The sequence below is a fragment of the Wolbachia endosymbiont of Tribolium confusum genome (genome assembly GCF_020405475.1).
Taxonomy (GTDB): domain Bacteria; phylum Pseudomonadota; class Alphaproteobacteria; order Rickettsiales; family Anaplasmataceae; genus Wolbachia.
In genome coordinates this window covers 1-20,669 of the sequence record NZ_JAIZNT010000005.1, presented here as the reverse complement: position 1 = coordinate 20,669, position 20,669 = coordinate 1, and the positions used below count along the sequence as shown (strand labels likewise).

Genomic DNA, 20,669 nt, shown 5'->3' with positions numbered 1-20,669 from the left:
AGGGAGAATTAGACCGAGAAACTATTACCACACCCACATCGAGACTTAGAGAGAGCATTCTTGATTTGAAAACCAGAACCACTTAGATCTTCAGTATAATCTATAGTTGAATTATTTAAAAATTTCGCTGAACAATTATCAACCATTAATACAGGATTTCCATTTTCATCATTAATTACTATATCTTTACCTTTTTCACTAAAACTGGAGTGGCTTCTATAACCCTCGCTATCTTCGTCATCGTCAAAATCGTCGTCTTCATCATCGTCAAAATCGTCATCCAAAGACATCTTTTTATTTATTTGATCCATAAGAAAATTATACTTGAAGCCAGAGCATCCACCACCTGAAACTGCAACCCGCAAAATAGAACTCTCATCTCCTTCCTGTTCTACAAGGGAGTGGATTTTCCTTAATGCATTGTCAGTTAAGCTAATATTGTAATCTGTTGACATAACAACCACCGTTCATTATTGATAACCTATTATAGTAGAAATTTTACATGTCAAACAATAATTTTCTATTAAGTTACGCGTGCTTTCCAAATAAAACAAAAGGAAGAAATTTTAAAGAGCCAGAAGATGAAAACCGCAGCTGCTTTCAGCGTGATAGGGACCGCATTATTCACTCTAATGCGTTTAGGAAACTAGGATACAAAACACAAGTTTTTATCAATTATGAGCATGACTACCATCGCACTCGGCTAACTCATAGCCTTGAAGTTGCACAAATTGCAAGGTCCATTGCTCGTAGACTTGGCTTAAATGAGGATATCACTGAATGCATAGCGCTCGCACATGATCTTGGTCATCCTCCATTTGGTCATGCAGGTGAAGATGCTCTAAAGAAATCAGTTCAAGATTTGAATCTTGATAATGAGAAGTATGAGTTTGATCATAATGTTCAAGCTATAAGGATTTTAACTTATCTTGAACAAAAACATGCTGATTTTGATGGTATGAATCTAAGTTGGGAGGTGATTGAAGGGGTTGCAAAACATAACGGTCCCTTGCTTGGTCAAAACGCAGAGTCTTCTACAAATAATCAGCTATTATTAAAATATAATGAAAAATATGATCTAAAACTTGAGGAATTTTCAAGCATTGAAGCACAAGTTGCTTCAATTGCCGATGACATCGCTTACAGTGTGCATGATCTTGATGATGCACTTAGAGCAAATTTAGTAACTATTGAAGATTTGCTTAATGTTCCCTTAGTTGGCAAAATGTTTAAAAACGTAAGGAGTGAATATTCAGACTTGTCTCAGAGCAAACTCATACATGAATCATTGAGTAGAACTATAGGGATTATGATAAATGATGTCGTTTTTCAGACTGAAAAAAATATTAAAGACTACAAAATAAAAAGCGTAGAAGATGTAAGAAGTCTAAATACAATGCTAGTCACATTTTCACCAGAAATTGCAAATGCCACAAAAGAGATAAAAGAATTTAACATGGAAAAAATATACAGAAGCTATAAATTGAATAGAACAATGAACAAAGCAAAACGTATAGTACAGGAGCTTTTTCAATGCTTTTATGAAAATCCAGGGTTATTACCTATAGAGTGGAACAAGCTTGCTTGTGAATCTCAGCGTTCAGTAATAATATGTGATTATATCTCAGGTATGACAGATAGATTTGCCATACACGAGCACAGAAGAATTTTTGATACCTCATACGAAATGACTTCTTTCTAATGAACGACGATTATTTCATGTCGATCGCATTAAAACTTGCAGAAAAAAGTCTTGGAAGTGTTGCACCAAACCCTGCTGTTGGGTGTGTCATTGTAAAAGACGGTATGGTAATTGGTGAAGGCTACACAGGAATCGGTGGGCGTCCACATGCAGAAGTAGTTGCTTTGCAAAATGCTCAAGACTTAACTCATGGTGCAACTATGTACGTCACTCTTGAGCCATGTTGCCACTTTGGAGTTACAGAGCCTTGCACTACGGAAATCATAAGATCTGGAATAAAAATGGTGGTGATTGCAACAATTGACCCAGATAGTAGGGTTTCAGGTAGAGGGATAAAAGCTTTAGCAGATGCAGGAATTGAAGTAAAACAAGGGATTATGCAGAAAGAAGCAGAGAAACTGAATGTTGGCTTTTTTACCAGTAAGAAACTCCATAGACCATTTATAGCTTGCAAAATCGCAACAACTCTCGATGGAAAAATCGCAACGTTTACAGGTGATAGCAAATGGATAACAAGTGAAGATACGAGAAATTGGGTACATGAGCTCAGAGCAAAATATGATGCAATTATGATTGGCAGTAGTACCCTTATCAATGACGATCCTCTCTTAACTTGCAGATTACCAGGACTCGAAGACAGGTCGCCAATAAGGCTAATTATCGATAGCCAAGGGAAATTGAAGGAAGAGCATAATATTGCAAAGACTGCAGACAAAGTAATAACTTGGGTAATCACAAATAAGGAAGTAGAGAGAAAAATAAAAAACATTAATTATTTGATAGTTAATACACCTCCTGTCATCCCAGTGCCCAGACACTGGGATCCAGAAAACTTCAAGCAATTGAGTAGTGAAGACTGGATTCCAGTGTCAAGCACTGGAATGACATCGGATCGAAAAATCTGCTTAAAGGACATGGCATCAAAACTTGTTTCAGAAATTGGTATAACAAAGTTATTAGTTGAAGGTGGAGGAGTGTTGATTACAGAATTATTAAAGCACAATTTAATCGACAGGTTGATAATCTGCCGTAGTGGTAAAATTTTAGGTAATGATGCCACTCCTTTTATAGGAGATCTAGGGATTCAATCCATCAACAACTGCTACCGATTCAAAAAAACAGAAGTAATAGACTTTGATGAGGATGTAGTTGAGATGTGGGATAGGCTATTGTAACTTTTGTATATTCAGATGAAAGGAGAAAAAAAGAGGTAGAAAATCTACCTCCTGTGTAATTATTATGCTGTTTTTTCTTGAAACTTGCCTTCAAATATGCTCATAATTTGAGGTTTTTGTAGTTCAGATTTAAGACTATCTGAATTTAGTTTACTATCCAATTCAGACTTGTCAGCTTTGCTATTCAACTCATCTTTAGTAGCTAAATCTTTAGTTTTTTCTTCAACTTCTGTTTTAGCTGCTTCAGCTTTATTAGCTGCTGTTTCAGCGCCTGCTCTAGCTTCACTTATTTCTTCATTCTTATGCATTTGCTGATATGAAGCATAAGCTGCTGCGGCAAAATATACAGCGGCAATAAATAGAACTGCAATTCCAGCAGAGCTAGCAACAAGTGCTAAAAATGCAGGTCCAGCAATTACTTTAGTAGCAATCAATACTGTTGTTATTGCTGCTGCTAAAGATGCAGTTGCAACTGTACCTTCAATACTCATTTTTGTTATAGGTGCTATGTTTTCTAATTTCCATATGCTTGTAATCATAATCACTTCCTCCTTAATTAAGGTTAATAAAAAGTTAATTGTTTATTAACAATGCACGCTAATCAAGCATTTTATTAATAACTTAATACTTTATCTACTTCCTAAATTGCTACTAATTATATAAGATTGATATATGGTAAATGGCTGGCTCAATTTTGATAAACCAATAGGAATGAGTTCTGCGCAAGCTGTAACTCAAATTAAAAGGATTTTTGGAATAAAAAAAGCCGGCCATTTGGGAACACTTGACCCTTTGGCTTCAGGTGTATTACCGATCGCTCTTGGTGAAGCAACAAAAACTATACCGTATTTATCTTGTAACTTAAAGGCATACAATTTCACAATCAAATGGGGAAAGCAAACAACTACGGACGATTTAGATGGTGATATTATTAGAACTAGCACTATAAAACCTGAATATAACCAAATAAATTGTGTGATTAAGGATTTTATTGGTGAGATAACACAAACTCCTCCTCAATTTTCAGCAGTAAAAATCAAGGGAGCAAGAGCATATAAGTTGGCAAGAAGTGGGCAAAAGGTAAATATAAAACCTCGACAAGTCAAAATACATGAACTAAAGCTGATATTTTTGGACACCATAAATAATATTGCCGATTTTTCTATGATCTGCGGTAGCGGTGTATATGTAAGATCAATTGCAAGAGATCTTGGAATTGAATTAAATTGTTTTGGACATATTACACAATTAAGAAGAACGATGGTAGGTAATTTCAAGGAAGATGAATCAGTGACAATTGAGCAACTTACTAAAAAAAACACAACAACTTACTCTCCCCAGTGCTTGACACTGGGATCCAGATATACAAATACTTACAAATCATGTAATGGACAAAAGATTCTAGGAGCATATGTCAAAAACAATGTTCATGATGAAATAGGCTTGATCCCAGTGTCAAGCACTGGGATGACAGAGGGAGGTGGGATGGCAGAAGATGATGGAGGTAATACAAAAAGTTTCATCATCCCCATTGAATCGGCTTTAAAACCGATGTTCAAAATTGAAATTTCCTTAGAGGAAGCGGAGAAAATCAGAAAAGGTCAAGAAATTATATTAAATAACTTGCGTAATTTAAAGAATTATGATACTTTTTGTACGATAGTGGGTAATGTACCTATTGCAATTTGCAGTTTTACTCATGGTTATGTGAAGCCTATTCGTGTTTTTAATATTTTGAAATGAGGTTTAGATGTCAATAACATCCCAAAAGAAAAAAAGTTTGATTAGTACATATGCAATTAAAGAAGATGATACAGGTTCATCTTTTGTACAGTGTGCAATTTTAACCGAGAGAATCAGTAATTTAACTGAGCATTTTAAAACGCATAAGCATGACCATAATTCTAAGCGCGGTTTACTTGTATTGATAGGTAGAAGGCGCAAGCACTTAAATTATATAAAACGTAAATTTGGTAATGAAGCCTATCAAGAGTTAATAGAGAAGTTAGGCATTAGAAAATAATTGAGGAATTTTGTATGTTTGAAATTATAAAAAAATCTATAGATTGGGAGGGGCGTACCTTATCTTTAGAAACTGGGAAAATAGCACGTCAAGCTGATGGTTCAGTAGTTGTAAATTATGGAGATACTTCTATCTTAGTCACTGTTGTACGAAAAAAGAAGGAAGAAAGTGTTGATTTTCTCCCTTTAAATGTGCAGTTTATTGCAAAAAGTTATGCCATGGGTAAGATTCCTGGTGGTTTTTTTAAAAGAGAAGGAAAACCATCTGATAGAGAAACTTTAATTTCAAGAGTAATAGATAGAAGTATAAGGCCGTTATTTCCTGAAGGTTTTCATGATGAAATTAGTGTAGTATGTAATCTATTAACTTACGATACGGTCAATTCTCCTGAAGTACCAGCATTGATAGGTACCGTCGCAGCTCTTGCAATTTCTGGTGTTCCTTTCCACTTTACTATAGCTGGAGTTATGGTCGGTTGTGATGAAAATAACAATTATATACTCAATCCTTCCGTTCAAGAGATGAAAGCAAGCAACTTGGATCTGTTTTTGTCTGGTGATGAAAATTCGATCTTAATGGTCGAATCGGAAGTTAAAGAGCTCTCTGAAGAAAATGTTTTGAGTGCAATAAAATTCGGCCATGAACATCTTCAACCTGTTATTAAGCTTATAAAAGAATTTGCTGATACAGTAGGCAATAAACCTGAAAGCTTTGCTCCTGTTGATATATCAGATATAACTCAAGAACTTGAAAAATATCGAAAAGACTTTGAAGAAGCATATTCAAAAACAGTAAAACAAGAGCGAGTTCAAGCTCTAGAAGTAGTCAGGAATAATATATTGAATACTCTTAAAGAGGCTGGAAAAGACGAAAAGTTAATTACTTATGCAGTAAAAAGCTTTGAAAGATCTTTAGTGCGTAAAATGATTAGAAGGAAAAGTGTGAGAATAGACAGCCGTAAGTATGATGAAATACGCCAGATAGAAATTGAGGCTGACATTCTACCCAAGACTCACGGTTCTGCGCTATTTACAAGGGGTACCACTCAGGCACTAGTTGTTACTGCTCTTGGTACTACACAAGATGAGCAAATTGTGGATGACATTGAAGGGGATAGACGTGAACATTTTATGTTGCATTATAATTTTCCTCCATTTGCTGTTGGAGAAGCTTCTGCTATACGCGCACCAGGAAGGAGAGAAATTGGTCATGGTAAACTTGCTTGGAAAGCAATTCATCCTGTTTTACCTGATAAATCTGAATTTCCTTATACAATAAGGGTAGTATCTGAGATTATGGAATCTGATGGTTCTTCTTCTATGGCAACAGTTTGTGGAACTTCCATTGCATTAATGGATACAGGTGTGCCAATAAAGGCTCCCGTTGCAGGAATTGCTATGGGTCTCATCAAAGACAAAAATGAGCATATAATACTTTCTGATATACTGGGCGATGAAGACTATCTTGGTGATATGGACTTCAAAGTAGCAGGAACTAGCGAAGGGATTACAGCACTGCAGATGGATATGAAAATTCCTGGTATAAGCTTTGAAATTGTTGAAAAATCTTTAGAACAAGCAAAAGTCGGAAGATTACATATCTTAAAAAAAATGAATGCAGTAATTTCAGAACATCGTAAGGATATAAAAGATCATGTACCAAGAGTGTTATCGTTTTATATAGATAAAGATAAAATTTCTGCAGCTATTGGTACTAAAGGAAAAAATATACGCAGTGTATGTGAAAGAAGTAATGCAAAAATTGAAATAGGGGATGACGGTAAAGTTTCTGTTTTTGCCATTAGTAGTACTGAAGCTGAAGCTGCAAAGAATATGATGATTGATTCAATAACAGAGCTAGAACAAGGTTCTATAATTGATGCTAAAGTTGTAAAGATAGAGAAGTCTATTGTAGAGCTAGAACTTCTTAATGGAAGAAAAGGAAAAATGCATATAAGCGAGGTAGCTAATCAACATGTAGAGTCCATTGAGGATATACTTAAACAGGGTGATACCTTCAAAGCTTTGATAATTGACTTTGAAAAAGGTGGATGTCCAAAATTATCAAGACGTCGTGTTGATCAAGAAACAGGTGAATTTTTTGAAGGTAAGCTTTACAATGAAGAAAGGAGAGATGGTTTAAATAATAGGGATAATTATTATAACAACTCGTTTAATAAAAAACCTGGAGATAATTATCATAGTAATAGACCTACCCGTCCTCGTTCTGGTTTTAGTAATAGAAACAGACCAAAATTTGGTAATAATGACTCATCATCAGGTTTCTATTGAGGTTGAACTTACTTTCTATTATCTCAGTGTCGAAGCACTGGGATAATAGGAATTTTTAAAACTGACAAGATAACAAAAATGGTTTGTGTTATCTGTAGGGTTATAACGAAAGATTTTTAAGATCGTTTATAGCCTTTTTCATGTCTTCAGCTTTAAATATTGCTGATCCAGCAACTAATATATTTGCACCTGCTTTTATTATATCAGCTGCGTTAGAAAAGTTAACTCCACCATCTACTGAAACTTGTGTTTTAAGATTACGGTCCTGTATCATTTTCCTCACGGTAGATATCTTACTCAACTGCGAATGAATAAACTCCTGTCCTCCAAATCCAGGATTGACTGTCATAATTAGTACAATATCTAGCTCATGTATTATATATTCAAGCACGCTTGGAGAAGTTGAAGGGACAATTGAAACTCCAACTTGTATTGTTTTTTTTGTATCATTTATGTTTTTGTATGATTTTATCCTTTTTACTAGCCTCTCAAGATGTATCTCTGCTTCTGCATGTATAGTGATAATATCAGCACCAGCATTTATAAAGCTTTTAATATGGTCACCAGGAGATTTAACCATTAAGTGTACATCAAAAGGAAGATTGCTATATTTACGTATTGCAGAGATAACATTCGGACCTATTGTAATATTTGGAACAAAATTTCCATCCATAACGTCTATGTGTATATAATCTACATTCAAGTCGCTAACTCTTTTTACTTCCTCTCCTAATTTTGCAAAGTCTGCTGAAAGTATAGAAGGTGCAATTTTAATACCCATAGACTACTTTTCACCAAAAATAAAAAAAGTAACTTATTTTTTAAACTCTGTCATCCCAATACTACATTAGTCTCATTTAGAAATTTTTTAATATCCTATGTGTAATTGCCAACCTCGAATTATTTTCTTAGTTTGAATAGTTTTCGCCACAAATAATTGTTAGCACTAGTAAAAAAAACATAGTGCTTGCAATTCATCCAATATTTTCCTCTGCCCATGCATCTGGTCATTGTAATACTCATTAGACTTCTTTCTTCGCCTTTTCTAAATATTCCAACACAGTTTCATGTAGCACAGTCCAAGACATTTGCTTTTCCATATTCGGTATAAATTTTTGTTTCCAAGTGTCCTTAAATTCTTGAAACCATTGCTTCTCAAAGTTTTGGAAATCAGACAAAACTTCTGACCTAAACCCATTAATTAAATTCGAAACTTCTATAGCCTTTTCAGGGCTTATAGACTTAAAAGACAATATTTCATTCTTTAAAACATCTAGCTTCTCAAATGAATTAAGCTTAAATGGAATATAAAGCGAGGATCTTATATTATACCTTAGATAAGAGTCATAATATAGCTTAATCTTGTACATGAGCATAGCAAATGCACTAGAAGAAATATTATTTTCATATTCTGCAAGAGAAGATAATAAACGCTTGTAATCCTCCTCATTCAAAAATGGTGGTTGTAAACTTGATTCAATTTTATTATTAAAAGATATGAACCTGTTGAAAATACAATTGCCATATTCGCTTAAAAATTCAGGCAAAATATCTTCCTGTTCTAATTTTAGAGGCAAGTCTTTTCTAATCTCTTTCGGCAAGTGATGCATTGAAAACTGATTAATAATCCACGCAAAATTCTCATCAAACTCATTTGAGTAATCAGCATTATTGTCAGCATTACCTTCCTTATCATTCCAAGGCAGTATTTTATAAAAAAAACCGTTTAACCTTTTTTTTAATTTCAAAATATTTTCACTCTTATCGCCTACCTTATACAAAACCTCATTTACTTTTTGTTCTACGTCTTGAGGACTGATTCTATCACCTATATGAAGTCCAATGCCATTTCTCTCTAATAACTCCCAATCAAATAACTTATGTGGGTCGGGTTTACGCATTGCGTAGCCTTTAATGGCTGAGTTATATACTATAGTACCTACTTCAGCGTGACTAAATATCATATCTTTTCTAATCTTAAAGCGCTTCATGAGGTACAAAATCAGATCTTTGACAGATTTTATTTGCTCTTCTGGAAAAGGCTCAAGCCCTGTGTTTACAATCTCTATACCTATAGAATAATCATTCAGTTTTCGTAGCTCTTCAACCACATTATCTACTTGAACTTTCGCATAACTTATACCAGCATGCCATGCCCGTTTTTCGAGTGGAACCATCAGAGTAATGCTACCATCCCTATCAACAATAAGTTGTACTGATATCCCTGCAGAATTTAATGCGCATTTTGTGCTTTTTAATGTTGGAGATTCGGTATGATGCACTACCACCATCAACACTTTTTTGCTTTCTCTATCATCATAATTTGAATTTGACGCAGGATCTAAAAATATTGGATTTTTTAATGATGTTTTCAAATCTTGAAAATCGTTCTCGATATCACTTAAGCAAGACTGCTGTCCATATATAAGAGGCGATACAAGCAGCAACAGAAATAAAACTGACAAACATTTTTTTACTATAAGTCTCATGCAGCTCTACAAATTGCCCGCAATATAACTAAATTAACATAATATATATAAAATGCTTACTCTTTTTTTCAGCTAATCAAAACTTGCTACAGCTACAATTAGTACTTTTATCATTACATTTTGGTGTTAAGTCAGGATAGAACGTAAGTACAGCGTTATTTTTTCTCACAAACACTGATTGATAATTGTCATCTTCCATTTTTATACAGACACACTCCATCTTTTCCCAGTTCCTTAAATGCTTTAGTCGCAAAAACTGAAATATCATCAGCATGAAGGTTATGTGCATACCCATTTGGGCACTTAACTTTTACTTCCCCGTCCTTACCTAAATATTTCATTCCAAATGTATAAACTGGTGGATCAACTTCCAATTTATTGCACAGAGACTTATCATTCCAAATCGCACCTGCCCATTTATCTTTTTGAGCTTCAACATATCTGCCTACAAAATGCATACCGCCTAACTTACCGTTTGGCTCACCACAAAAAATATGCCCAAATCCTATAGTTTCTTTCTCAGTTCCGCTTGGAGTAAACCAAATGTTAGCCAATTCATCTTTAAATAACTCCAAATCCGCATCTGGCGTAATTACTTGATGATCAAGCTTATCATATATTCCTTTCACTACTTCTTGATGCTGCGGACAATCAAGCAAAATCCTGAAATCTTCTTCATCAGGGTGTGTTCCCCAATCTCCACAAACTCTTAATACTCCTCTATCAAAATCAGTCAGCTCCGGAAGTGGTGGAATATAGTCTGGATCTGAAGAATCTGTTTTGAAAAACGGCTCAAAGCTAATTAGTGAATTTGTACCATCAAGATAGTGCTCCTTAATGTAAAAAACAAATCCTATTACTGGTATTATTAAGCATAAGATTAATTTAGCTGCTTTCGACATAACCACAACACAACGTATAAAAAAGCTAAGGTACAAGCAACAGCTTAAAAAAGTTTTAATTAGATGTTAATCGCAGTCCTGGCATCTCATCACCACTTAGCCAACTTAAAAACGCTCCCCCACCAGTTGAAATATATGTAAAATCTTTATCAGTAAGACCTACAGCATTTACTGCAGATAGGCTATCCCCTCCTCCTATTACGCTGGTCAATTTTCCTTTGTGCGTTAAATTACTTACTAATCTCATCACCTCTACTGTACCATTTGCAAAAGCTGAATGTTCAAAAACACCAATAGGTCCATTCCATAGTAGAGTTTTACTAATTGCTATTATACTGCTTATTGTGCTTAAAGTTTGAGGTCCGATATCTAAAATTATATCACCGTCCAAAATGGATTCAGTTTTTCTTAAAATGCCAGTGTTATAATCAGAATTTACTGCAACCAAAACGTCTTCTGGCACAACTATTTTGCAATTGTTTTTATTTGCCGTCTTAACAATATCGTGCAGAAGATCATCAACGCCATTTTGAAAAAAAGACTTGCCTATATTAACTTTATTAAATAACAAAAAATTATTAGCAATTGCGCCGCCCAGAATAAGGTAATCAACCTTTTCTGCTAGCTTTATAAGCATTTTTATTTTAGTTGATATTTTAGCTCCACCAACTATCGCAGTAATAGGTTTAGCATCAAACGATATGGCTTGCTCAAGATACTTTAGCTCATCTTGCAAGCAAAATCCTGCATAAGAAGGTAAAAATTCCGTAATGCGTGAAATAGAAGCGTGAGCTCTGTGAGAGCAAGAAAACGCATCATTTATATATATATCTGCTAGAGATGCTAATTGTTTAGCAAAATTTGAGTCATTCTGCTCTTCTTCTTTATAAAACCTCAGATTCTCTAGTAATATTATATCTCCTCCATCCATCGCATTTATTGCTCTTTGTACTCTCTCACCAATACAATCATCAATAAATTTCACTTCTTTGCTTAGCAGCTGCGATAAAGTTTCAACTACTTTTTTTAGCGATAGGTTATTGTCTTTTGCTTTTGGACGCCCAAAATGTGAAACAATAATAACTTTTGCACCTGCATTTGCTAAATATTGAATGGTAGGTAGAGCTCTCAAAATACGAGTGATATCACAAATTCTTCCATTTTTTATAGGAACATTGAAATCAACCCTGAGCAGAACATTTTTATTGTGAAAATCACAACTCTCTATGCTAGGTACATTTATCATAAAATTAAAGAGCTATAAAATCACTATACAATAGTTTGATTCAAAGTAAAGGAAGGAAATTCGAATATTAATAAATAGGAAAATTACTACAAATCCTTTCAACTTTAGTTTTTACTGCTCTTTCAATATCAGGACTATTTCCATCAATTAATCCCTTAATTACTTCATTTATTAGATTAGCTATTTCCCTAAAATCTTCTGCCTCAAGTCCTCGCGTTGTTTCAGCAGCAGTACCAAAACGGAGCCCTGAGGTGATGGTTGGTTTTTCTGTGTCGAATGGTACAGAGTTTTTATTGCAGATAATACCAGCCCTTTCAAGGCTATCAACAACGTCTTTTCCCGTCAACTTCTGCGATCTTAAATCAACCAGCACTATATGAGAGTCAGTGCCACCGGTTATAATGTTCAGCCCATGCCCTTGCAGCGCTTGAGTTAACACTTTCGCATTTTCTACAACTTTTTTACTATAAGTTTTAAACTCTGGCGCTAATGCTTCCTTAAATGCAACAGCTTTTGCAGCTATCACATGCATAAGTGGCCCACCTTGCAACCCTGGAAAAACTGCAGACTGAATCTTTTTATGTAACGCTTCATCATTTGTCATCACCACTCCACCACGAGGACCACGTAGAGTCTTGTGAGTTGTTGAAGTTATAACATGCGCATATTTGGCAGGGGATGGGTAACAACCTGCAGCAATAAGCCCCGCATAATGGGCAATATCTGCAAGCAAATATGCACCAACTTTATTCGCAATTTCGCGAAAATGCTCGAAGTTTATTTCTCTTGGATAAGCAGAAGCACCAGCAATGATTAATTTTGGTTTATGCTCCAGCGCTAGCTTTTCTATCTCATCCATATCCAGCAAGTAAGTGTCTTTATTCACTTCATATTGAACCGACTTAAACCACCTACCAGAGAGGCTCGGCTTCGCACCGTGAGTTAGATGTCCACCGCAGTTCAGTGACAATCCAAGTATTGTATCACCCGGAGCAAGCAGTGAAGCAAACACTGCTTGATTTGCCTGAGAACCAGAGTGAGGTTGAACGTTTGCAAATTTAACACCAAACAGTTTACAAAGCCTCTCTATAGCCAAATTTTCAACTTCATCTACATACTCACAGCCACAGTAATATCTTTTACCAGGATAACCTTCTGCGTATTTATTAGTCAGAAAAGAACCCTGCGCTTCCATCACTGCTTTACTTGCAAAATTTTCCGACGCAATTAATTGCAACTGCGATCTTTGACGCTGCAGTTCTTTCTCTATAGATTGATAAACTTCATTATCAAAAGACTTTAAATTATTTTCAGAGTTACAAACCCTTTCTGAAGCAATTGTCATAAGATTTTTTCTTTAACCATACAAATCCGAAAACAGCCAAAAGCAGACATACAGGAATAATTGATATTGCTTTTATTAGCAATTCAGTACCATACACAGGATTTCCTTGTATTACCTTTCCATTCCAACATAAGTCTATTATCTTTGCAATCCCTGTATGAAAAAAATAGCCAAAAACCATAACTATCATATTTGATATAGCCGTAGCTAAGCCTACCAAGTTATTATTTACGTAACTTATTGCCTTGTAAATAGTAATTACCTGATACCCAGATGCAAAGCCGATAACAAGAAGTGCAGGTAGTGCAATATATAAACCGCCAACTTGTGTAAAAAGCAAAAGGAAACTAGCGATCATTGCAAAAGAACATGCAACAATTGCTTCGTAATGTTTGTCTGGATACTTCTCCAGTAAGTAAGCTAAAAAGAATGACCCAGCTCCCATACCTATAAACATAAGGGAAGAAAGCGAAGATGCCAAATCTCCGGTCATTTGATATGCTTCACATAAGAACGCCTTTGCCCAACCATCAGCAAAACCTTCTAGTGGTCCAACCATTAAGCCACCGAAAAAACTGATTAGAATGATATATTTGTTGAAAAGTACAGTTTTTAAATCTTGAAGTATGTTGTCATTTCTACTCTCCTCTATGTTAGAGTTTGGCGTTATTAAAAGCAATAGCAGAGCAAGCAAACAACCAAATGCTGAGAAAGTGTATATAACATAGTCCCAGCCAAATTTATTGAGTAAGAAGTCTAGAGGTAATCCACCATAAACTGCTCCCAGTAACCCTATTACTATAGATAAGCTAGCCATTCTTGCTGATTTTTCTTGTGAAAAATACATGCTTGCAACTTTAAAGAGCCCAATTGCTGAAGCAGATGATCCAATTCCAACAATCATTCTACCAAGTATTGAGTAATACCACTGATCAAAGCATATCAGCGGCAATGTTCCAGCAAAAGTTAAGACAATACATGCAGGCAAAACAAACTTTGGCCCAAATCTATCAAGGGCAAGACCAACAGGTATATGAGCAAGCGTATAGCCTATATAATATAGCCCACCAAATTGACCAACATCTGTAATACTTATATTAAATTTCGTTATTAATTCAGGCGCAATTATGTTTGGAATTACGCGCAATATATATTGGTACGCATAGAACAATGATGCTAATAACCATATGAAAAAGTTTCTCTGCAACGCTAATTTTACCCCAAAGCTGAGATTATAGGTATTTCATCAGCAAGAAGCAATACTTTTGTAAATATCTATTCTAACTTGAGGATATTTCTTAAAAGAGACCTTTTAGCACATCTATAACTGGTTCATGGATAAAGTATATGAAAAAAATTATACCACAGATGATAAGGATTTTTATAATTTTACCCTTGTTCATCTTAAGCTTTATTTTTTTTACTATAAGTTTTAGTTTTGTTACAAAATTCATTTTACTTACGCTTTTATTTCGTGATAACAATTATATTTTAAATAATATAATTTTTAGTAAAACTTGGCTTTAGAGACGTCTAAGTTAACTTAATATTAACCTTTTCGCGTGTAAAATATAACATAAAAGCAAGGTGAGTGAATGAACATAGATACAATAGACAATACGCTACAAAACTACATAACAAAATACATTGAACAAACATTTGCCGCACACACAGGCAATAGATACGACAAGTTATACAGGGAACTTTTAAGTAGTGCAGAAGAAATAATAAAACTTACTGTAAATGAAGCAAAACAATATGATAAAAGCCTAGAAGAATTACATAACAATTCAATATTTCACGATAAGAAATTTATTCAAGCTGTTGCTAAACACCAGGTGTTAGAATTTCTGAATACTCATCCAAAGAAGAAAGAGATTGTTGCAGAATTTAACAATGAACATCACATCAACGAAAGCGATTTAAAAATTTTAAAGGAAGGAAAAGATTTAGTGAATAAAATAAACGATATTAACTTAATCCAACAAAATGAGAAAAATGAAACACTGAACATTAGAAAGATACTTGCCAAATCAATAGGAATGCCCTCTTCAAAAACTGAGAAATCCAAGGCAACTTTAGTAGAAAGTCCTGAGATGGTAAAATAGACGCATCTAACTTTTCCTAATTGGAAAATACTTTTAATCCTATGATACCCAGCACTACCAAAACAAAGGAAAATAAACGCCCAAAATTTACCGGGTCATTAAAAAATATTATTCCTATTATTGCTGCACCTATAGAACCTATACCAGTCCAAACTGCATAAGATGTACCAAGAGGAATAGACTTCATTGCTAGTGATAACAAGTAAAGACTCACAGAACCGCTAGCTAAAATAATTACTACAGGTATAACACGAGTAAAGCCATTGCTATATTTTAGTGCTGTGGTCCATATTATCTCAAACAAACCAGCTAATAGCAAATACACCCAAGCCATACATTAACTCTATTTCACTGAAATATTATACATAAGAATATTAAAAAGTTAACTCAACATTTCACATGCTTTAATGATGCTGTTGCATCCAATTTCTAATTGTTCCTGAGAAGTTGCATAAGAAATTCTGATAAAATTTTCCAGACCAAATGCAATTCCTGGAACAACGGCAACTAAATAGTCTTCCAACAAATATTCAGCGAAATCAAGATCATTGCTTATTACTTTACCACTTTTCGTGCTCTTACCCAATAAACCTTCACATGAGACAAACAAATAGAATGCACCCTGCGGAATAGATGCTGACAATCCTGAAGCAGAATTTAGCTTTTTTATTACAAAATCTCTACGATCCTTAAAAATTTTTGTTCTTTCTTTCAAAAAATTATGATCGCCGTTTAACGCTTCAACTGCTGCTGCTTGTGCTATCGAGTTTGGGTTAGAAGTGCTTTGAGACTGTAGTGTAGAAATAGCTTTTACTATATCATTCCTACCTGCAATATAACCTATTCTCCAGCCAGTCATTGCATAGGCTTTTGATACTCCATTGACCACAAAAACTCTATCATAAAGTTTTGGCTCAATCTTAGCAATGGTAAAAAACTTTTCGTCGTATACTATGTGCTCATAAATATCATCTGTAACAACATTCACATGTGGATGTTTAAGCAATACTCTCGCTATGCTTTTCAATTCATCATATGTATAGACAATTCCTGCTGGATTGTTCGGTGAATTAAGAATTAACCATTTAGTTTTCTCAGTTATATTGCTTTCCAGTAACTCCGGTGTAAGCTTAAAGTTTTGTTTGCACTCTACAATAACTGGCAGTCCGCCAAAAAGACTTACCATATCAACATATGAAACCCAATAAGGAGCTGGAATTATAGCTTCATCCCCAGGGTTAATTGTTGCCATAAACAAGTTGAATAGTACCTGCTTAGCGCCAGCGCCAACACAAATTTGGTTCAGTGTATATTCTAGATTGTTATCCCTTTTTAACTTATTGATTATCGCCTTTTTAAGCTCATGCGTTCCATCAACAGCAGTATATTTAGTTTTACCTTCATTTATCGATTGAATAGCTGCCTTTTTTATATGATCTGGAGTGTCAAAATCCGGCTCTCCCGCAGCTAAAACGCAAATTTTCTTTCCTTCGCTTTTTAATCTGTTTGCCTTATCGGTCACAGCAATTGTAGGCGACGGTTTTATCAGAGACATCCTCTTTGCAAGGTCTGACATAATCTCACTAAAGTTAAATAAAAATGATAAACTCTACACAACAAAAAAGCTAGAAGTTTTATTATTTTACATAAAGGTTGGTATTTTTGTATTCTTAAATATACTAACTATAAATATTAAAAAGCTTAATAAATTTAAAAAGGCAAATAAACCCCTGTATAGCGAGTTTTAATAATGTAAATTGATAATGTGCTAACAAGCGCGATTTGGCTGAACGTAGAAAAAATAAAAAAAGCCGCTATAATTTTATGTAACTCGCCAATAAGTATTTGAGTTTTTTTACTAAATTTTGTCGTTGAGCCCAAAAACAAGGATAAATACTCTTATTACCATAGTAAGGAAAGTGTAAAGATTTGTCAAGTAAGGTTTTCGTTTCACTCTAATAAAGACTTTTCATGTAGGAGTCTTAGTAATTTCTTACCAGATCCACTAATGCAGCAATATTTTCAACTGGAGTATCAGGAAGCACTCCATGTCCAAGATTAAATATAAAAGGCAAACCTCTAAAACAATCTATTATGCGCTTTGCTTCTTCAATTGCTTCTGCCTTATTGTAGGCTAAAAGACTAGGATCAAGGTTCCCTTGCAGAGGAATTTTTAGATTTGCTTTTGCCCATTCTATTGGAACATTATAATCTATACTTACTGCAGATACGCCAGTTTGCTCGCAGTAATCTGTATAAAAATTTCCAGCAGACCTTGGAAAACCTATTATAGGAAAATCAGGAAACTTATTATTTATTGCCGAAACAATTTCCTTTGTTGGCTTGATGACATATCTTTCAAACAGTTCCCCCTGTAATACAACAGCATTGCTGTCAAATAACTGAATGACATCTGCTCCAAACTCTATCTGTTTGATTAGATAAATAATTGTCGCTTCTGTTATTTCTTTAATTACTTCTTCTAGTTCTAGGGAACAGAAATTTAATACTTTAGAAAAAGTTTTACTACTACCACCCTCTATGATGTATGAAGCTACCGTCCACGGCCCTCCAGCAAAGCCTATAAGGGACTTTTCCGCTGATAATTGGCTTCTTACTTCTCTTATGGCGTTTAAGATTGGTAAAGTTTTGGTTTCAATTTTTTGTAAATTTTTTAACTCTTTAGAGCTTTTCACAGGTTTTATTATTGGACCCACACCACGCACAAAATTCACATCACAACCCAAAACGTCAGCTATTATTAAAATGTCAGAAAAAATTATCGCTGCGTCCATATCAAATCTTTTTATTGGCTGTAACGTTAATTCCACTACTAAATCTGTGTTATAGCATATTTCCATGAAGTTACTTATGTTCTCTACGGATTTGCGATACTCAGGAAGAGACCTACCAGCCTGGCGCATTAACCAAACAGGCACTCTTTCATCCGGCTTGTTTTGTTTGATAATTTTTTCTATTGTTGTTTTACTGCTTCCCAATTTATTCTCTCTGTTCTTTATTTATACTAAATTATAGTAGTAATAATAGTTCTATCAATAGCTTGTTAATAACTTAAAATTCAGTAAAAATAAGTGTTATTTAACTTGTGGATAAATATGTTAATAACTTCTGTATACTGTTGATTTTCTGTTATGATTTATGTGTATAAGTAAGATATCTAGAATGTTAGTAATTTTCTTTTATGGAAAAAAGCTTTACTATCATAGATTGTTATATAATTATGTATATGTCATTGAAAAAATTGTTGATCAATTGTTAGTATTTTATGTCAACAAATAATTCACAAATTAATTTGACATTATTCACATGCTTATTAAACATTTAATAACAGTTTTCTTGATAGACCTTATCTAAAGATATTTTCACCATTTAAAGGGAATAAGTTGAATAAGAAAAGAACTTTAGTAGAAAAAATAGCATACAGAATTTTTCTCTTTCTCTTCAACAAAACTTCTGTGTTAAAAAAATGTGCGACTGAGGCATTAATGGGTGACCTGTCAGGTCTTGACATACTTAATAGTCTATTAAAATTCCGTGATTGTAGTATCATGGATATAATGACTCCACGTAAGGAGATATGTGCAGTAGACATTGAATCGAGCAAGGATGAGGTAATAAAGAAGGTGAAAAACACTTACCATGCTAAGATACCAATTTATAAGAATAACTTTGACAACGTAATAGGCTTTTTTTACGTAAAAGATATCATTTTCAATAAGAATAAAGATTTTAATCTGAGAAATATTATACAAAATGTAATATTTGTCCCAGCCTCAATGAAAGCAACAAATCTTTTTGTTAGAATGAAATCTTCCAAATCATATTTAGCTGTTGTACTGGATGAATATGGCGGAACTGATGGTTTAATTTCGATAAATGATCTTATAGAAGAATTGATACCAAATATTGATAACGAGAATGAGGTAAATTCAGAACACACCATTACTGAATTATCTCAAAATAAGTTTGAAATATCGGCAAGGGCCCTTATAAAGGATATAGAGGAAAATCTAAAAATAGAGTTGTGTGACTCTGAAGAGCATTATGCCACACTTAGTGGTTTGGTTCTTTCAATTGCTGGTAAGGTACCTTCTGTAGATGAAGTTATAAGATATAAAAATGGTATAAAATTTATCATCAAGGATGCAAATGAACGATACATTAACAAAATAATACTAGACTTAAGTGATTGCAAAAATTAAATTCAATATTTTTTAGTGAAAGGTACTTTATCTTGGAAGTAGGGGGCATAGTAGCCAGGTATGCAACTTGAGTATGCAATTTAAACAATTTCTTAATATACAAAAGTTTGTAGTTCTATACGTTACTGTTTGATAATTAAGGTGGGAATAGTTTTATTGGTACAAAGTTATAAAAATTAGTTGTTTAAATATTTTTAGCGATCTATAACTTTCAAAAAGGGAGTGTTAAATAAAGCATACGCGTCAAGTTAAGGAAACAAAGGTATGAAGGAGATAGAATAATAAGGTATAAGTTCTAGCAGATATATTTTTAGTGAGAGAACTAACAATGAATAAAATAACTTGCTTATCAAATAACCTCAACGAATTTTTCAATGAAAAGGCAGATAAAATATCAATTGAAACAGAAAAGAAAGAGAAAATTGAGTGGTTCATCATTCGTAAAAGCTATAATTTGGGGTAATATAGGAGTTGCAAACTGCAGCATAGATACAATGTGCCAATTATTAAACGAAGCATCTGTAGTAATAACAAAACAGGGTCTAGATTTTAGGTTTACTGAAGAGTCAGTGGAATTTATGAAAAGGATGTATAATGAATCTATGGTTCTATTTAAAAATATCTTGCAAGTTGATTGCAAAATCTTGCAGCAATTTAATAGAGTAAATTATTGGACAGTAGCTATACTAACAGTATGGAAGATATGTATCAAGGGTATAGCACCAGCTATAGTGGCTATGAAAGCAACACTAAGTCTGGAATAAAGTTACAATTAGTTTTTGACTATCTAAATCAGACATTAGACCAACTTGATTTAACGGAAGGAATAAGATCAGGGGTATAGGAAACATTTAAGTAATATATCAAGCAATGATTTGCTAATATCTGATCTGGGTTATTTTGTGCAAAGTTCTTTTAAACAAATCAATGACATAGGGGCTTATTTTATCAGTCGGTATAAATCAGATACCAATATATATGACATAGAAACAAATCAAAAAATAGAGTTATTGGAATGTTTAGAGGATAAATTGTTTCTAGAAAGAGAAGTATTATTGGGAAAAGAGGCAAAGATTAGAGTAAGAATAAAAGCTAACTGAGGAACAGTCTATGGCTAGAAGAAGGAAGGCTAATAGATTAGCGAAATCACATGGATACACATCTT

The 20,669-nt window shown here is 34.0% G+C and carries 17 protein-coding genes and 2 pseudogenes; 8 read left to right on the top strand and 11 right to left on the bottom strand.

What is annotated here, in order from left to right:
• Positions 1–8 precede the first annotated feature (8 nt).
• On the bottom strand, positions 9–455 hold the full coding sequence (locus tag LEM02_RS03955; RefSeq protein ID WP_226079894.1) for a HesB/IscA family protein: 447 nt from the start codon (positions 453–455) through the stop codon (positions 9–11).
• A 47-nt stretch (positions 456–502) separates the two neighbouring features.
• Between LEM02_RS03955 and LEM02_RS03950 the strand changes: the two genes are divergently transcribed.
• Together LEM02_RS03950 and ribD are read left to right on the top strand one after the other, a co-directional pair.
• The gene (locus tag LEM02_RS03950) at positions 503–1,702 is read left to right on the top strand and encodes a deoxyguanosinetriphosphate triphosphohydrolase (RefSeq protein WP_226079893.1); all 1,200 of its coding nucleotides are present in this window, start codon (positions 503–505) and stop codon (positions 1,700–1,702) included.
• Complete coding sequence (gene ribD, locus LEM02_RS03945) at positions 1,702–2,877, top strand: bifunctional diaminohydroxyphosphoribosylaminopyrimidine deaminase/5-amino-6-(5-phosphoribosylamino)uracil reductase RibD (RefSeq protein ID WP_226079892.1); 1,176 nt, start codon at positions 1,702–1,704, stop codon at positions 2,875–2,877. Before LEM02_RS03950 ends, ribD begins: the two co-directional genes overlap by 1 nt.
• A gap of 62 nt (positions 2,878–2,939) precedes the next feature.
• On the opposite strand, the gene LEM02_RS03940 is transcribed toward ribD, so the two are convergent.
• Positions 2,940–3,416 (bottom strand): hypothetical protein, encoded by a 477-nt coding sequence (locus tag LEM02_RS03940; protein WP_226079890.1) that lies wholly within the window; start codon positions 3,414–3,416, stop codon positions 2,940–2,942.
• A gap of 133 nt (positions 3,417–3,549) precedes the next feature.
• On the opposite strand from LEM02_RS03940, the gene truB reads away from it, so the two are divergent.
• Genes truB through pnp form a run of 3 tightly spaced genes read left to right on the top strand, consistent with a single transcriptional unit; the run spans position 3,550 to position 7,191 of the window.
• Positions 3,550–4,620 carry a tRNA pseudouridine(55) synthase TruB gene (gene truB / locus LEM02_RS03935; protein ID WP_226079888.1) on the top strand — a complete coding sequence of 357 codons (1,071 nt, stop codon included), beginning with the start codon at positions 3,550–3,552 and terminating at the stop codon, positions 4,618–4,620.
• 7 nt (positions 4,621–4,627) lie between these two features.
• On the top strand, positions 4,628–4,900 hold the full coding sequence (gene rpsO, locus LEM02_RS03930; RefSeq protein WP_010403478.1) for a 30S ribosomal protein S15: 273 nt from the start codon (positions 4,628–4,630) through the stop codon (positions 4,898–4,900).
• A gap of 14 nt (positions 4,901–4,914) precedes the next feature.
• Positions 4,915–7,191, top strand: a complete 2,277-nt coding sequence (pnp, locus tag LEM02_RS03925; protein WP_226079886.1) for a polyribonucleotide nucleotidyltransferase — start codon at positions 4,915–4,917, stop codon at positions 7,189–7,191.
• A gap of 100 nt (positions 7,192–7,291) precedes the next feature.
• Here pnp and rpe read toward each other — a convergent pair whose 3' ends face one another.
• The 6 genes and pseudogenes from rpe to LEM02_RS03895 form a co-directional block, all read right to left on the bottom strand.
• The gene (gene rpe, locus LEM02_RS03920) at positions 7,292–7,972 is read right to left on the bottom strand and encodes a ribulose-phosphate 3-epimerase (RefSeq protein ID WP_226079885.1); all 681 of its coding nucleotides are present in this window, start codon (positions 7,970–7,972) and stop codon (positions 7,292–7,294) included.
• 241 nt (positions 7,973–8,213) lie between these two features.
• Positions 8,214–9,680, bottom strand: a complete 1,467-nt coding sequence (locus LEM02_RS03915) for an N-acetylmuramoyl-L-alanine amidase (RefSeq protein WP_226079884.1) — start codon at positions 9,678–9,680, stop codon at positions 8,214–8,216.
• A gap of 76 nt (positions 9,681–9,756) precedes the next feature.
• A pseudogene (locus LEM02_RS03910) lies at positions 9,757–10,582 on the bottom strand (EndoU domain-containing protein).
• Positions 10,583–10,637: 55 nt separating this feature from the next.
• A complete protein-coding gene (locus tag LEM02_RS03905; RefSeq protein WP_226080031.1) occupies positions 10,638–11,825 on the bottom strand; it encodes a phosphoglycerate kinase in 1,188 nt (395 codons plus the stop codon).
• A 70-nt stretch (positions 11,826–11,895) separates the two neighbouring features.
• Positions 11,896–13,173 carry a serine hydroxymethyltransferase gene (gene glyA / locus LEM02_RS03900; protein WP_226079882.1) on the bottom strand — a complete coding sequence of 426 codons (1,278 nt, stop codon included), beginning with the start codon at positions 13,171–13,173 and terminating at the stop codon, positions 11,896–11,898.
• On the bottom strand, positions 13,145–14,380 hold the full coding sequence (locus LEM02_RS03895) for an MFS transporter (protein WP_226079881.1): 1,236 nt from the start codon (positions 14,378–14,380) through the stop codon (positions 13,145–13,147). Before LEM02_RS03895 ends, glyA begins: the two co-directional genes overlap by 29 nt.
• Positions 14,381–14,768: 388 nt before the next feature.
• Between LEM02_RS03895 and LEM02_RS03890 the strand changes: the two genes are divergently transcribed.
• Positions 14,769–15,281, top strand: coding sequence for a hypothetical protein (locus tag LEM02_RS03890; protein ID WP_226079880.1), 513 nt, complete (start codon positions 14,769–14,771; stop codon positions 15,279–15,281).
• 16 nt (positions 15,282–15,297) lie between these two features.
• Here LEM02_RS03890 and LEM02_RS03885 read toward each other — a convergent pair whose 3' ends face one another.
• The 3 genes from LEM02_RS03885 to hemE form a co-directional block, all read right to left on the bottom strand.
• A complete protein-coding gene (locus LEM02_RS03885; RefSeq protein ID WP_226079879.1) occupies positions 15,298–15,615 on the bottom strand; it encodes a DMT family transporter in 318 nt (105 codons plus the stop codon).
• Between the two features lie 48 nt (positions 15,616–15,663).
• On the bottom strand, positions 15,664–16,857 hold the full coding sequence (locus LEM02_RS03880; protein ID WP_226079876.1) for a pyridoxal phosphate-dependent aminotransferase: 1,194 nt from the start codon (positions 16,855–16,857) through the stop codon (positions 15,664–15,666).
• Positions 16,858–17,263: 406 nt separating this feature from the next.
• Entirely contained in the window at positions 17,264–18,280 is a 1,017-nt protein-coding gene (hemE, locus tag LEM02_RS03875; protein WP_226079875.1) for a uroporphyrinogen decarboxylase, read from the bottom strand.
• Positions 18,281–18,685: 405 nt separating this feature from the next.
• Between hemE and LEM02_RS03870 the strand changes: the two genes are divergently transcribed.
• Together LEM02_RS03870 and LEM02_RS03865 are read left to right on the top strand one after the other, a co-directional pair.
• Entirely contained in the window at positions 18,686–19,504 is an 819-nt protein-coding gene (locus LEM02_RS03870; protein WP_226079874.1) for a transporter associated domain-containing protein, read from the top strand.
• A 328-nt stretch (positions 19,505–19,832) separates the two neighbouring features.
• A pseudogene (locus LEM02_RS03865) lies at positions 19,833–20,669 on the top strand (IS4 family transposase); the annotation flags it as partial.

Coding starts and splice junctions, on each gene's coding strand:
- LEM02_RS03880 (WP_226079876.1), bottom strand. CDS start 16,857: ATGTCAGACCTTGCAAAGAGGATGTCTCTGATAAAACCGTCGCCTACA.
- ribD (WP_226079892.1), top strand. CDS start 1,702: ATGAACGACGATTATTTCATGTCGATCGCATTAAAACTTGCAGAAAAA.
- glyA (WP_226079882.1), bottom strand. CDS start 13,173: ATGACAATTGCTTCAGAAAGGGTTTGTAACTCTGAAAATAATTTAAAG.
- rpsO (WP_010403478.1), top strand. CDS start 4,628: ATGTCAATAACATCCCAAAAGAAAAAAAGTTTGATTAGTACATATGCA.
- rpe (WP_226079885.1), bottom strand. CDS start 7,972: ATGGGTATTAAAATTGCACCTTCTATACTTTCAGCAGACTTTGCAAAA.
- pnp (WP_226079886.1), top strand. CDS start 4,915: ATGTTTGAAATTATAAAAAAATCTATAGATTGGGAGGGGCGTACCTTA.
- LEM02_RS03950 (WP_226079893.1), top strand. CDS start 503: ATGTCAAACAATAATTTTCTATTAAGTTACGCGTGCTTTCCAAATAAA.
- LEM02_RS03885 (WP_226079879.1), bottom strand. CDS start 15,615: ATGGCTTGGGTGTATTTGCTATTAGCTGGTTTGTTTGAGATAATATGG.
- LEM02_RS03940 (WP_226079890.1), bottom strand. CDS start 3,416: ATGATTACAAGCATATGGAAATTAGAAAACATAGCACCTATAACAAAA.
- truB (WP_226079888.1), top strand. CDS start 3,550: ATGGTAAATGGCTGGCTCAATTTTGATAAACCAATAGGAATGAGTTCT.
- LEM02_RS03915 (WP_226079884.1), bottom strand. CDS start 9,680: ATGAGACTTATAGTAAAAAAATGTTTGTCAGTTTTATTTCTGTTGCTG.
- LEM02_RS03890 (WP_226079880.1), top strand. CDS start 14,769: ATGAACATAGATACAATAGACAATACGCTACAAAACTACATAACAAAA.
- LEM02_RS03955 (WP_226079894.1), bottom strand. CDS start 455: ATGTCAACAGATTACAATATTAGCTTAACTGACAATGCATTAAGGAAA.